At 64.2% G+C, this 13,775-nt stretch carries 10 protein-coding genes and 1 pseudogene; 10 read left to right on the top strand and 1 reads right to left on the bottom strand.

The window, feature by feature from the left end; genetic code table 11:
• Window positions 1–69: 69 nt before the first annotated feature.
• The 3 genes from CupriaWKF_RS19385 to CupriaWKF_RS19375 are packed head-to-tail and all read left to right on the top strand — an operon-like array spanning window position 70 to window position 2,503.
• The gene (locus CupriaWKF_RS19385) at window positions 70–1,098 is read left to right on the top strand and encodes a peptidase U32 family protein (protein WP_276102392.1); all 1,029 of its coding nucleotides are present in this window, start codon (window positions 70–72) and stop codon (window positions 1,096–1,098) included.
• Between the two features lie 29 nt (window positions 1,099–1,127).
• Window positions 1,128–2,042, top strand: a complete 915-nt coding sequence (locus CupriaWKF_RS19380; protein WP_276102391.1) for a U32 family peptidase — start codon at window positions 1,128–1,130, stop codon at window positions 2,040–2,042.
• Complete coding sequence (locus CupriaWKF_RS19375) at window positions 2,039–2,503, top strand: SCP2 sterol-binding domain-containing protein (RefSeq protein WP_276102390.1); 465 nt, start codon at window positions 2,039–2,041, stop codon at window positions 2,501–2,503. The genes CupriaWKF_RS19380 and CupriaWKF_RS19375 overlap by 4 nt, the downstream gene beginning before the upstream one ends.
• Window positions 2,504–2,542: 39 nt before the next feature.
• Here the strand turns inward: CupriaWKF_RS19375 and norR are convergent, their stop codons facing one another.
• The gene (gene norR, locus CupriaWKF_RS19370; RefSeq protein WP_276102389.1) at window positions 2,543–4,108 is read right to left on the bottom strand and encodes a nitric oxide reductase transcriptional regulator NorR; all 1,566 of its coding nucleotides are present in this window, start codon (window positions 4,106–4,108) and stop codon (window positions 2,543–2,545) included.
• Between the two features lie 142 nt (window positions 4,109–4,250).
• On the opposite strand from norR, the gene ytfE reads away from it, so the two are divergent.
• The 7 genes and pseudogenes from ytfE (at window position 4,251) to CupriaWKF_RS19335 (ending at window position 13,774) form a co-directional block, all read left to right on the top strand.
• Complete coding sequence (ytfE, locus tag CupriaWKF_RS19365; RefSeq protein ID WP_276102388.1) at window positions 4,251–4,928, top strand: iron-sulfur cluster repair protein YtfE; 678 nt, start codon at window positions 4,251–4,253, stop codon at window positions 4,926–4,928.
• Window positions 4,929–4,966: 38 nt separating this feature from the next.
• The gene (locus CupriaWKF_RS19360) at window positions 4,967–7,252 is read left to right on the top strand and encodes a nitric-oxide reductase large subunit (RefSeq protein WP_276102387.1); all 2,286 of its coding nucleotides are present in this window, start codon (window positions 4,967–4,969) and stop codon (window positions 7,250–7,252) included.
• Between the two features lie 375 nt (window positions 7,253–7,627).
• Window positions 7,628–10,113 (top strand): annotated as a pseudogene (gene vgrG, locus CupriaWKF_RS19355) (type VI secretion system tip protein VgrG).
• Window positions 10,114–10,115: 2 nt separating this feature from the next.
• Window positions 10,116–12,056, top strand: a complete 1,941-nt coding sequence (locus CupriaWKF_RS19350) for a DUF3274 domain-containing protein (RefSeq protein WP_276102386.1) — start codon at window positions 10,116–10,118, stop codon at window positions 12,054–12,056.
• On the top strand, window positions 12,056–12,739 hold the full coding sequence (locus tag CupriaWKF_RS19345; RefSeq protein WP_276102385.1) for a hypothetical protein: 684 nt from the start codon (window positions 12,056–12,058) through the stop codon (window positions 12,737–12,739). Before CupriaWKF_RS19350 ends, CupriaWKF_RS19345 begins: the two co-directional genes overlap by 1 nt.
• A gap of 108 nt (window positions 12,740–12,847) precedes the next feature.
• A complete protein-coding gene (locus tag CupriaWKF_RS19340) occupies window positions 12,848–13,555 on the top strand; it encodes a hypothetical protein (protein ID WP_276102384.1) in 708 nt (235 codons plus the stop codon).
• A gap of 75 nt (window positions 13,556–13,630) precedes the next feature.
• Window positions 13,631–13,774, top strand: coding sequence for a hypothetical protein (locus CupriaWKF_RS19335; RefSeq protein ID WP_276102383.1), 144 nt, complete (start codon window positions 13,631–13,633; stop codon window positions 13,772–13,774).
• Window position 13,775: the final 1 nt, after the last annotated feature.

The following is a 13,775-nucleotide window of genomic DNA, read 5'->3' as shown; positions in this document are numbered from 1 at the left end:
CACACGTGAAGCGGCTCGCTAGCATCTGCGCTGGCCGAATTCCCGCGCCGCCCAAGCGGCGCCTCCGACATGACAACCTCATCTTCCGTACGGGCGCGCCCACCGCAACTGGTCGCGCCCGCCGGTTCGCTGACAGCGCTGCGCGCGGCGCTGGAGCATGGCGCCGATGCCGTTTACCTCGGCCTGCGCGACGCCACCAATGCCCGCAACTTCGGCGGGCTCAATTTCACCGAGGCCGATATCCGCACCGGCGTGGCCGAAGCGCATGCGCGCCACGCGGAGGTGCTGTTCGCCATCAACACCTTCCCGCAGATGGGGGAGGTGGCCAGGTGGCACCGTGCCGTCGATGCGGCCGCGGACCTCGGCGCCGACGCGGTCATCATGGCCGACGCGGGGTTGATGGCCTACGCGAGCCAGCGGCACCCGCAACTGCGGCTGCACTTGTCGGTGCAGGGTTCCGCCACGCATGCCGATGCCATCGAGCTGATGCGCGAGCGCTTCAATATCAGGCGCGTGGTGCTGCCGCGCGTGCTCTCGCTCGCGCAGATCGGCAAGCTGGCGCGGCAGACCAGCGTGGAGCTGGAAGTGTTCGGCTTCGGCAGCCTGTGCGTCATGGCGGAGGGCCGCTGCCTGCTGTCCTCCTATGCCACGGGGGATTCCCCCAATAACAAGGGCGTCTGCTCGCCCGCGCACGCGGTGCGCTGGACCGAGCAGGACGGCACCATGCACGCTCGCCTGTCGGGCATCCTCATCGACAGCTACGCGCCCGGCGAGCCTGCCGGATATCCCACGCTGTGCAAGGGGCGCTTCGAGGTCGAGGGCGAGCGCGGCTACGTGCTGGAAGAGCCCACCAGCCTCAACGCGCTGTCACTGCTGCCGGCGCTGCTCGATATCGGCATCGCCGCGATCAAGATCGAAGGCCGCCAGCGCAGCCCGCGCTATGTGGCGGACGTGGTGGGCGTGCTGCGCGCCGCGATCGACGCCGCCTGCGCCGAGCCCGCGCGTTTTACGCCGCGCCAGGAATGGCAGGGCACGCTCGGCCGCCATGCCGAGGGCGACCAGGTGACACAGGGCGCCTACGACCGGCCGTGGCGATGAGCGCGGCAATTCCAACCACGGAGCCATTCATGCGGAAAACCTCCACACGCGGCGCGGCCAGGTTCGGCATCGCGCTGGGACCGTTGCTGTACTACTGGCCGCGCGCGGCGGTGACGCAGTTCTATGCCGACGTCGCCGGATCGGCCGTCGATCGCGTCTACCTTGGCGAGACCGTATGCACGCGCCGCCACGAACTGCGCCATGCGCACTGGCTCGAGATCGCGCAGATGCTGCGCGAAGCCGGGAAGGAAGTGGTGCTGTCCACGCCGGTGCTGATCGAGTCCGACACCGATATCGCCTGCATGCGCCGCGTCTGCGAACAGGACGACTACCTGGTCGAGGCCAACGATGTCGGCGCGGTGCGTTGCATGGGCGGGCGCCCGTTCATCGGCGGCCCGCATCTGAACGTCTATCACGCGGACACGCTCGCGTGGCTGGCCAGCCTTGGCGCCCGGGGCTGCGTGGTGCCGGTCGAGATGGACGGCGCCACGCTGGCCGCGCTGTCGGCGGGGCGCTGCGCCGGCGTGGCACTGGAAGTGCTGGCCTGGGGCCGCATGCCGCTGGCGTTCTCGGCGCGCTGCTTCACTGCGCGCCACCATCGGCTGCGCAAGGATGCGTGCGAATTCCGTTGCCTCGACTATCCGGACGGCCTGGTTGCCGCCACGGGCGAGGGGCAGGCCTTTTTTACGCTCAACGGCATCCAGACCCAGTCGGCGACGTGCCTGGATCTGTGCGACCAGGCGCAGGCGATGGCGCACATGGGTGTCGACATGTTGCGTGTGAGCCCGCATTCGACGGGGACGCTCGAAGCGGTGGCCGCGCTGGCGGCGATCCGCGCCGGCGAGCGCGCACCCGCGCCGAGCGGCGTGGTCCCGGCCGGCGCGCAACCATGCAACGGGTACTGGCATGGACGTCCCGGCATTGCGTGGGAGGACCGGCCATGAGCGCGCTGCAAGGACTGCTGGCCCGCGTGCATCGGCGCATGCCTGCCCGTGCGCGCGCCATGCCGCTGGTCTCGGCACTGGAGCTGGCGCGGCGCGCCGGGTGGCTGGAGCCGCCCGCCGCGCTGGACGGGCACACCTTCCTGCTGACCGTGGAGGATCTCGGCCTGGATGTGCCATTTCGTTGCGAGCAGGGGCGTTTCCGTACGACCGGCCGCGGCGCCGGTGAGCCCGAACTGACGTTGCGGGCCCGCGTGCCCGACTATCTACGCCTGCTGGCGGGGCAGTGCGACACCGACACGCTCTTCTTCCAGCGCAAGCTGGTGATCAGCGGTGATACCGCACTGGGGCTTGAAGTGAAGTACTGGCTGGACGCCGCGCCGAGGCCGCCATGGCTGGAACCGCTGGTGTCGCGGCTCGCTGCCGGGCTGGGCGTGGCGGCGCCGGGGACGGGGCATCGTTGAGGCGGGCAGGCGGCTTGCGCACCGTCTTACCGGAGCCGCCTACTTGCACCCAAGCCGCTTAGCCAGCTTGTGCAGGTTGCTGGCGTCGATGCCGAGCTGGCGCGCGGCCTGGGCCCAGTTGCCGTGGTGCGCGCGCAGCGCCTGGTCGATGCAGTCGCGCTGGGTTTGCTCGACAGCGTCGCGCAGCGTGGCACCGGCAGGCAGTGCCACCGGGTGGCGCTCGGTCTCCGCGACATGCGCAACGGGCGCCGATGCATCGGACGGCGCCGCCAGGCTGTCCAGGTCGAGCAGGTCGGGCTCCAGCGTCACGATGTCATTGCGGTTGGCCCCGCGGCTCACGGAGCGCAGCGCCGCGCGGCTGACCACATGCTCGAGCTCGCGCACATTGCCGGGCCAGCGGTAGCGGCGCAGCGCGTCCTGCGCGGCCGGCGACAGGCGCAGGCTGCGCATGCCGAGCCGCGCGCGGTTCAGTTCCAGGAAGCGCCCCGCCAGCAGCAGTACATCGTTGCCACGCTCGCGCAGCGGGGGAATCGGGATTGGGTAGACCGACAGCCGGTGGTACAGGTCCGCGCGGAACGAGCCGTCGCGCACATGCTCGCGCAGGTTGCGGTTGGTGGCGGCGATCACGCGCACGTCGACGCGGCGCGGCTTGTCCGAGCCCAGGCGCTGGATCTCGCCGTTTTGCAGCGTGCGCAGCAGCTTGGCCTGGATCGCCAGCGGCAGCTCGCCCACTTCATCGAGGAACAGCGTGCCGCCGTCGGCGGCCTCGAAGCGGCCGGGCCGCTCGCCCGTGGCGCCCGAGAACGCGCCCTTGACGTGCCCGAACAGCTCGCTTTCCGCGAGCGATTCCGGCAGCGCGGCGCAGTTCACGTGGACCAGCGGGCGCTCGCGCCGGCGCGACAGGCGATGCAGCCGGTGCGCGAACAGCTCCTTGCCGACGCCGGTCTCGCCGAGCAGCAGCACCGGCAGCTCCGAATCGGCCACCACGTCCAGTTCATGCAGCAGTCCGGTGATGGCCTCGCTCTGGCCGACGATCTCGCTCTCGTCGGCTGGCAGCTCGTTGTCGGGGGTCTTGCCGCGCGAAAGTTGCAGCGCGCGGATTTCAGCCTCCAGCCGCGTGGTGCGGATGGCGCTTTCGACCAGCAGCGTGAGCCCCTCGAGCGCGGCCTGCGCGGTATCGTCGAAGGTGCCTACCTGCAATGCATCGAGCGTCAGCACGCCCCAGACGCGGCCGTCCTGTTCCAGGCTGATGCCCATGCAGTCATGCACGGGCAGCGGCTCGCCCACGTGCTCGTCGATCAGGCCGTCATAGGGGTCGGGCAGCGCGCTGTCATGGTGGAAGCACGTGACGCCGCGCCGCGCCAGGATCGCGCCAAGCCGCGGGTGCAGACCGACCGCAAAGCGGCGGCCGAGTGCATCGCGCACCAGCCCGTCCACGGCCAAGGGCCGCAGGTGTTCTTCTTCGAGCCGCAGCAAGGCCACGGCGCCACAGCCGAAGTGCGCGCGCAGTGCGCTGACCAGCCGCTGCAGGCGCACCGCGTGCGGCAGGTCGGCGACCACATCCGCCAGCAGTTCCGTATAGATGTCCCGTTGGGTTAGGGTCATAAATACCTTTAAGGGTAGAAAACACCCACACATGGGATGGGTGAATTTTACCGTGATTTTTTAACTAATTGATTTTCAAGAAATAAAAACTGGCACGATACTCGCGATAGTGATGTGCAAACCATTCGAGAAGGAGCACATCATGCGCTTGCAAGACCAGCCTCTGGGCCAGCTGGCCCGCCGTATTCCGGGTGCCACGGGCATCTTCCACGACTATGACCTCGACTTCTGCTGCGGAGGCAAGCAGACGCTGCGCGATGCCGCGGCCGCCAAGGGCCTGGATGCCGAAGCCATCGAAACCCGCCTGCAGACTTTGCAGCGCGACAGCGAACCGGTGCAGACCGACTGGGACGCCGTGCCGCCGGCCTCGCTGATCGCCCATATCCTGACGCGCTTCCACGAGCGCCATCGCGAGCAACTACCCGAACTGATCCGCCTGGCCCGCCGTGTCGAGCATGTGCATGGAGACCGGCCGGATTGCCCTGTTGGCCTGGCCGATCATCTCGTGGTCATGCGCGACGAACTGGAAGCGCATATGCAGAAGGAAGAGCAGGTGCTGTTCCCGATGCTGGCACGCGGGCTGCAGGCCGCCGCGACGGCGCCGATTACGGTGATGCGCATGGAGCATGACGACCACGGCGAAGCCCTCCAGCGCCTGGCCACGCTGACCAACGACATCACGCTGCCGCGCGCGGCGTGCAACACCTGGCGGGCGCTGTACCTCGGCCTGCGCACGCTGCGCGAAGACCTGATGGAACACATCCACCTGGAAAACAACATCTTGTTCGAGCCGGCCACCGCGCAGGCCGCGAACGACTGAGCCAACGCCAACACATTCCCATTAAAGCGAGCCTTATCATGGGTCCCTATCGCAGACTCTGGTTTCTGCTGATCGCCGTGCTGGCGGTCACGTTCTCCCTGCTCGGCTACTACGGTGTCGAGGTTTACCGGCAAGCGCCGCCGACGCCTGCCAAGGTGGTGGTCAGCGACGGCCGCACGCTCTTCACCGGCGAGGACATCCTCGACGGCCAGACCGCGTGGCAATCGGTCGGCGGCATGCAGCTTGGCTCCATCTGGGGCCACGGCGCCTACCAGGCGCCGGACTGGACCGCCGACTGGCTGCACCGCGAGCTGACCGCGTGGCTGGACCTGGCTGCGCGGCAGCAGTACGGCCGGCCGTATGCGAAGCTCGACGGCGCGGCACAAGCCGGGCTGCGCGAGCAACTGCGCGCCGAGTACCGCGGCAACCATGCCGATCCGCAGACCGGCGTGCTGACCGTGTCGCCGCGCCGTGCGCAGGCCATGGCACAGACCGCGGACTACTACGATCGCCTGTTCTCCGACTCGCCCGACCTGCACACGAGCCGCGAGCACTTCGCGATGAAGGAGAACACGCTGCCCAGCGCCGAACGCCGCGCGCAGCTCACACATTTCTTCTTCTGGACGGCATGGGCCGCGTCCACTGCGCGTCCAGGGCACGAAGCCACCTATACCAACAACTGGCCGCATGAGCCGCTGATCGGCAACCAGCCGACCAGCGAAAACGTGGTGTGGTCGGTCGTCAGCGTGGTGGTGCTGCTCGCCGGCGTCGGCCTGCTGGTGTGGGCCTGGGCGTTCCTGCGCGGGCAGGAAGAGAACCTGCCGCATGCCCCGACGCGTGAACCGCTGCTGGCCGTGGCGCTTACGCCGTCGCAACGCGCGCTCGGCAAGTACCTGTTCCTGGTGGTTGCGCTGTTTGTGTTCCAGGTATTTCTGGGCGGCTTCACCGCGCACTACACGGTGGAAGGGCAGAAGTTCTACGGTATCGATGTCTCGCAATGGTTCCCGTATTCGCTGGTGCGCACCTGGCACATTCAGAGCGCGCTGTTCTGGATCGCCACGGGCTTCCTGGCAGCGGGCCTGTTCCTGGCACCGCTGATCAACGGCGGCAAGGACCCGAAGTTCCAGCGCCTGGGCGTGGACGTCCTGTTCTGGGCGCTGGTCATCGTGGTGGTCGGCTCGTTCACGGGCAACTACCTGGCCATCGCGCAGATCCTGCCGCCGAACCTGAACTTCTGGCTGGGCCACCAGGGCTATGAGTACGTGGACCTGGGCCGCCTGTGGCAGATCGGCAAGTTCGCGGGCATCGTGATCTGGCTCGTGCTGATGATGCGTGGTATCTGGCCGGCGCTGCGTTCGCGCGGCGGCGACAAGAACCTGCTGGCGCTGCTCACGTCGTCCGTGGTTGCCATCGGCCTGTTCTACGGCGCGGGCCTGGCCTACGGCGAGCGCACCAGCCTGACGGTGATGGAATACTGGCGCTGGTGGGTCGTCCACCTGTGGGTGGAGGGCTTCTTCGAAGTGTTCGCCACCACGGCCCTGGCCTTTGTGTTCTGCACGCTTGGTCTCGTGTCGCGCCCGATGGCGACGGCCGCGAGCCTGGCATCGGCATCGCTGTTCATGCTCGGCGGCATTCCGGGCACGTTCCACCACCTGTACTTTGCTGGCACCACCACGCCGGTGATGGCGGTCGGTGCTGCGTTCAGCGCGCTGGAAGTGGTGCCGCTGATCGTGCTGGGCCATGAAGCATGGGACAACTGGCGCCTGAAGGACCGCGCGCCGTGGATGGCCGACCTGAAGTGGCCGCTGATGTGCTTCGTCGCGGTGGCGTTCTGGAACATGCTTGGTGCCGGCGTCTTCGGCTTCATGATCAACCCGCCGATCTCGCTGTACTACATCCAGGGCCAGAACACCACGCCGGTGCACGCGCACGCCGCGCTGTTCGGGGTGTATGGCTTCCTCGCGCTTGGCTTCACGCTGCTGGTGCTGCGCTACGTGCGTCCGGCCTACCGCCTGAGCCCTGCCCTGATGAAGACTGCGTTCTGGGGCCTGAACGCCGGCCTCGTGCTGATGATCAGCACCAGCCTGCTGCCGATCGGCATCATCCAGTTCCTGGCCAGCGTGGAATACGGTACCTGGTACTCGCGCAGCGAAGCGTTCATGCAGCAACCGATCCTGCAGACCCTGCGCTGGGTGCGCACGTTTGGCGACGTGGTGTTTATCGTCGGTGCCGTGTCGTTCGCGCTGCAGGTGGTGCTTGGGCTGGCTAATCGCACGGTCGCAGCGGATGCGCAGCCGGTGGGGCTGGAGCCGGCACGGCGGTGAAATCGATGGCTCCCCTGTTCCGCGTCGCGGCCCTGTGGCAGGCGAACGGAGCAGGGGATGCCGCATGTACCTGTACGCCTAAACAACGTACCTCAGGTCCTTCTGAGCGCTTGCACTGGATAACGCAAATTTCCCCACCAGTGAACTCGGATTTCTCCAAGTCCGATTGCAGAAAGCGCTCGCCATGCTTGCGAATCACGCAGTTCAGCGCTGGCAATGTCCCTCACATGCTTCTACACGGATTGATGCGCCCGATCAAATCGGGCGTAGTGATTGCTGCGCAGGATAGGCCGTCATCGTCCGGTTACGACGGTGACTGTTCAGCCTGGCACGAAGCGCCAGGCGTAACGGCACAGCAAAAGCGGAGGGAACAAAATGGCGGAAGGTTTTGACGATCCCAGGTCAACCGGCGCCCGCGCACCCGATGGGCTGATCACCGGGCAACAGGCATACCATCTTGAAGTGCCCGGCACGGCCAGCGCCGCGGCGTTGTCGGTGGTGTCCTTCGAGGCGGTGGAGCGGCTGGGCGAGCCCTACACCGTCACCATCCAGCTCACGCACCCGCTGGCGCTCGACCGGGCCGACTACCTCAACCGCGACGCCACATTCCTGATCGATCCCGCAGACGGCAGCGAGCCGCGCAAGTTCGCCGGCTGCATCACGCACTTCAGCGAAACCCGCCAGACGCGTGACTTTTACGGCTACGAGATTGTGGTCGAGCCGCTGGTCGCGCGGCTCAGGCTCACGCGCGCCAGCCGCATCTACCAGCAGCAGACCGCGCCGCAGATTATCGAGGCAATCCTGCGCCGCCATGATCTCAAGGGCCATCAGTTCATCTTCAGGACGCGACGCCAGTATCCGCAACACAAGTTGCGCATGCAGTACGGCGTCTCGGACTGGGACTATATCCGGCTGCTGATGGAGCAGGAGGGCCTGTACTGCTATTTCACCCTGGGCAAGTTCGGCGAGATGATCGTGTTCGGCGACGATATCGACCACTACCTCTACCAGCCGGAACTGCGCGTGCCGTACCGCGAGACGGCGGGACTGGAGTCGGGCCAGGAGACGGTGTTCTCGATCAAGACCCATGCCAGGACGATCCCCGAATCGTTCCGTGTGGCTGACTTCAATCCAGACAAGGCTTGGGAGCGCCTCACCGGCGAGGCCAACGTCGCGCGCAAGGAAAAGACCTACGGCCAGTCCTATGTCTACGGCACGCACCACCTGGACTTTGTCGATGCCAGGTGGGAGGCGCAACTGCGACACGAGGCGGAGCTGGCCGGGCAACTGGTCTATGCGGGCGAGAGCAATGTGCTGGCGCTGTGTCCGGCGCGCATCCTTCGCATGGACCTCGCGCTGCCCGACGCGCCCAACGGGCAGGTTGTCACCGAAGTCATCCACACCGGCGCGCGCGATGCCGCGTACCGTAACCGCTACCGGGCCATCCCCTCGGAGCGGCGCTTCCGCCTGCCGCTGGCCGAAGACAAGTGGCCGCGGATCGCCGGCACGCTGAGCGCCCGCGTCACCTCGCCGGGCCAGTACAAGTACGTTACCTGACGCAGAACGGACACTACGTCGTCCGCTTCGATTTCGACTTTGACGCGTGGCCCAACGGCGGGGAAAGCGTCCCCCTGCGCCTGGCCAAGCCGTTCGCCGGGGCGTTGCAGACGGGCTTCCACTTTCCGCTCGTAGACGGCACCTACGTGGACGTGGCCTTCCGCGATGGCAACCCGAACAAGCCGTACATCGCCAGCGTGCAGCACAACAGCCAGCATCCGGACCCGATCACGAACCAGGACCGGTGGCTGTCTCGGAACCTGATCCGCACGCAGAGCAACAACAAGCTGCGCATGGAGGACTGGCAGGGACAGGAAAGCATCAAGCTGTCAACGGAATACGGCGGCAAGACGCAGCTCAATCTCGGCTACCTGGTGGATCACAGGAAGAAGAAACGGGGCGAAGGCTTCGAGCTGCGCACCGATCTCAAGGGCAGCGTGCGCGGCGGCGCGGGTCTGCTGTTATCGGCTGACAAGCAGGAGCGCGCCAATGGCCACCAGGTGGACATGGCCGCCGCCATGAACCAGTTCGAACTGGCGATGGCCCATGCACAAGGACTGGCAGAGGCCGCGCGGGTTGCCATGGCGGAAGTGGCTGACCTGCGGGCGGAGAACCGGTGGCTCAAAGAGAGCGTCGGGGAACTGAAACAGGCGGCCATGGTGCTGTCGGCGCCGGCGGGTATTGCTGCCGCCACGCCCGAGCGCATTGCCCTGTCGGCGGGCAAGGATATCGGCATCAAGACCGCGGCATGGCTTCATGTCAGCGCCTTGCGCAATGTCGCCATCACGGCGGGCGAGGTGTTGTCGCTGTTCGCGCACAAACTCGGCATCAAGCTGTTGGCGGCCAAGGGCAAGGTACTGATTCAGGCCCAGTCCGATGCGATGGAGCTTGTGTCGGACAAGAACATGCAGTTGACCAGTGCCAGCGGCACGCTGACCGCCAATGCCCGGAACGGCGTCATCTTGAGCGGTGGCGGCAGCGCCTATGTGAAGGTGCAAGGCGACAACGTGGAGATCGGCGGCGCCGGCCATCTCATCCTGAAGATGATCGAGTTGCAGAAGTCGGGGCCGGGCTCGCTGTCATTGCCCATGCCCAGGTTCGGGCAGACAAACCTTTCACACAATGAGCGCTTCGTGCTGACCGATGCCGTCAGTGGCGAGCCGGCAGCGAACCGCGCCTACCGGATCAAGCTTGCTGATGGACAAATTGTCGAGGGTGTGACCAATGTCAATGGCGAGACCTCGCTGCTGGCCAAGGATATTGCGCAGGGTATGGAACTGCTGCGCGTGAAACTGGGGCTGTGAACATGAGTGAGAACAGCAATAGCGAACGTACAGAGGTGGATGCCGACAACGAGGTGACGGCCCCGCCGCGAGACTGGCGGAGAGAGGCGACGCGAGTGGTGCCGATGCAGCGGGACGTGAATGGCAATCCGTTCTGGGAGTCGTACCTGACCCCCACGAGCTTCTGCGTGCGGGCCGAAGCGCAAATTCCGCCGCACATGCCGGGGGTGGTCATCTTCGTGCATGGGGTCAACTCTGAAGGGGAGTGGTATGACACGGCTGAGGATGCGTTGTGTGCCGGTTTAAACGAGCGCCTTGGTCTCGAAGATACGGACTTCAAATTGAAGCCCAACAAATATGTCGACCGTGATCCCGATAAGAAGAAGATGCACGAGCGAAGGTATAACTCTGAGGAACCTGGCAATTCACCCGTCATCCGCTTCTACTGGGGCTACCGCGAGCCCGATGAGCATCAGGGCCGATACAAGGTGCCGCTGCGCAATCTCAAGGGGGTGGACTTCCAGAAGCGCACCGAGAATGATTCCGGGCCGTGGTTTTGGGGCGGCGGCGCGTTCCAAAACGGCACCAACAACCTACAGCAAATGTGGAGCCACAAGGGGTTCGATCGGACCATCCTGAGTATTGTGGATCTTCAGTTGCTGAACACCGAGCCTGAGCGCCAGTTGCAGAACGCCCCGCTGCGGGACTACTACCCGCATGCTGCCAAGCGGCTGGCGAACCTGATTGACAAGATTCGCAGCAGCTATCCGCATGACACGGTGACGATCATGTCGCACAGCCAGGGCACGATGATCGCCATGGCCGCGACGGCCTTGTGCGAGACGCGCGCCCCGGATGCGCTGTTCGTCATGAACTCGCCGTTCGCGCTGGATGACAAGCCGACGGACTTTGCCGCGTGCGGGAATAATCGGCCCACCGCTGAGGCGCGTGTCCGAACGTTCTGCAATATCGCCAACCGGATCAAGGGTGAGCGGCGGATGCTGGACGACCGGCTCAAGGGATTGCTTGCGGTCGGAAAAGGACCGGACGGCGAGCGGTGGCACCCGGATATCCAGATCACGCTAGAGATCAAGGAGCGCGACAACCATGGCCGCCTCTATGTCTATTTCAGCCCGCATGACCGCGTGATGGGATTGACTTCGCTGCAAAGCATCGGCTGGCAGGGTGTCAATGACACGCTGATTGATCTGCTCGGGGATACGGTCAAGCAGCGCATGCTGGCGCGCTTGACGCCGTGCGGGGACGTGCCCGGCCAGAAGCCGTACGGCACCCTCCCCGACATGAAGGGCGGCAGGCTCTACGACCCGGACCATCCCAAGGAGTTTTGGGACGGTAACCGGGGGCCGTTCTTCAACGCTGTCAAGCTGTGGGCCGTGCCGCACGCGAACCAGAAGGTGACCATCAACGCCGAACAGGTGCCGAAACCGTTGACGGCTGAAGAAACACGGCGTTTTGATGTATCCGTCACGGACCCACTAGTAAATGAGATGGGCGCTACTGACCCAGACACCGGCCAATACCTTGAACGGGATTATCCCTACTTTGAGTCGATCCAAGAACCCGAGCAATACCTGGACCGCGGCGCGGACATCTACAACGACGGTCGCCGGGTGAGAACGAAGGAAACTGTAGAAGAGGCCCGGAATCGGCTGAAACACCACAAGGCTGAACCCACCGACCACAGCACGCTCCCAATGAATAGAAAGTTCATGCAACGGGTGGCAGCTTATGACTTGCCCATAGGCTTCTGCGAGTCCTTCGATGACCGTGCGTTCTGGCGCGGTTTGATGATGGACGCGGACTGGACGCAATGCACGGATGCCTATTTCGAGAACGGCGTATTGCTCAAGCCGGACATGCCAACAGCCTATGTCGACAAAGAGATAGTCTCGGACGCTATCGAGCGGGCACAGGCCGAACGGGAAAAGCGGGAGAGACACTGATGCGCGCAAACATCCTGGGCGCTGTCGCCATGCTAATGATCGCCGGGTGTGCTGTAAAGAATGCGAATCCCCCGGAAATTGAGCGGAACTACGACGTGCCGCCGCAGGTGATCTACCAGATTGACGATCACCGCTTTTTCTCGCTGGAGAGTTATTCCGATTGTCATCATGGCACGACGTACTACAACGACACCCGCCAGGGCATTCGTACCAAACTGGGGTGGGCAAGCAAAGAGAACTATCGCGGACGTCTGATCAACGCTGATCCTACCGGACAGAACATCGTCATTCCGAATTCCACCCCTCCAAAATTTGCGTGCCCCGATAAGGGATGCCGGGTCTCGTTTGCTTACTCCACAGACGGTGGGCGTACGTTCCAGGGGGAATGGTACATGCGCAATACACAGAGTCCCTATCAGGACTCTGCCAACTACATCATTGCTGCTACGGCAGACCGCATCTACATAGCGGAAAAGTGGGGATCGGATGATTACTACGTGGAGCAATATCCACTGATTCCGGGTATCGACCTGAGCAAGGAATTGCCACCGGGTATCAAGGGGGATCGATTTAGCGCATCCAAGCGCCCAGACTACCTCAAGGGAGTGCACACGCCATCAGGACAGGAATACCTATTCTGTGACGACTCCGTCCGCCCAATGAATCTACCACCCAAAAGATGAAAGAACCTGCTCTGCTAAATGACGCCGCCAGCCAAATTTCGACAAAGAGACGGTCTCGGACGCCATCGCGCGGGCACAGGCCGAACGGGAAAAGCGGGAGAGACACTGATGCGCACAAACATCCTAGGCGCCGTCGCCATGCTAATGATCGCCGGGTGTGCCGTAAAGAATGCGAATCCGCCGGAGATTGAGCGGCGCTACGACGTGCCGCCGCAGGTGATCTATCGGATCGATGACCACCACTTTGTCTCGCTGGAGAACTATGCGGACTGCCATCATGGCACCACGTACTACAACGACACGCGACAAGGCATTCGTACCGAACTGGGAGAAGACAGCATCGAGAATTATCAAGGGCGACTGATCAATGCTGATCCTTCCGGTCGCTACATTGTGATTCCTTCTTCATTCCCTCCCGAAGAATCCTGTCCCGACAAGGGATGCAATATCTCGTTCATTTACTCGACAGATGGCGGGCGCTCGTTCCTGGGCACCTATTACATGCGCAATACATGGAGGCCATATCGGGATTCGGCCAACTACATTGTCGCGGCCACGGAGGATCGCATCTACATCGCGAAGAAGTGGGGATCACGCGACTACTCTGTTGAGCAGTATCCGCTCATTCCCGGCATCGACCTGAGAAAGGAGCTGCCGCCAGGAATCAAGGGCGACCGTTTTCGCGCCTCTGACCGTCCGGACTACCTTAAGGGACTGCGCACGCCATCGGGTCAGGAATACTTTTCCTGTGACGATTCGATTCGCCCCGCCATCACGCGAGAACAGTCTGAACGGGAAAAGCGGGAGAGACACTGATGCGCACGAGAATATCGGGCATTGTCAACTCGGGGTGCGCAAATCGAATTGCGCCTCTTGTCGGCGTCGCGTTGCTTGTCGGATGTGCTGTTCCTCTGTTCCTCCTTCGCTGATGGACAAATTGTCGAGGGTGTGACCAATGTCAATGGCGAGACCTCGCTGCTGGCCAAGGATATTGCGCAGGGTATGGAACTGCTGCGCGTGAAACTGGGGCTGTGAA

The organism is Cupriavidus sp. WKF15 (assembly GCF_029278605.1).
GTDB lineage: Bacteria > Pseudomonadota > Gammaproteobacteria > Burkholderiales > Burkholderiaceae > Cupriavidus.
Note: the sequence above shows the minus strand (reverse complement) of the source record. Positions and strands in the feature narration are given on the sequence as shown.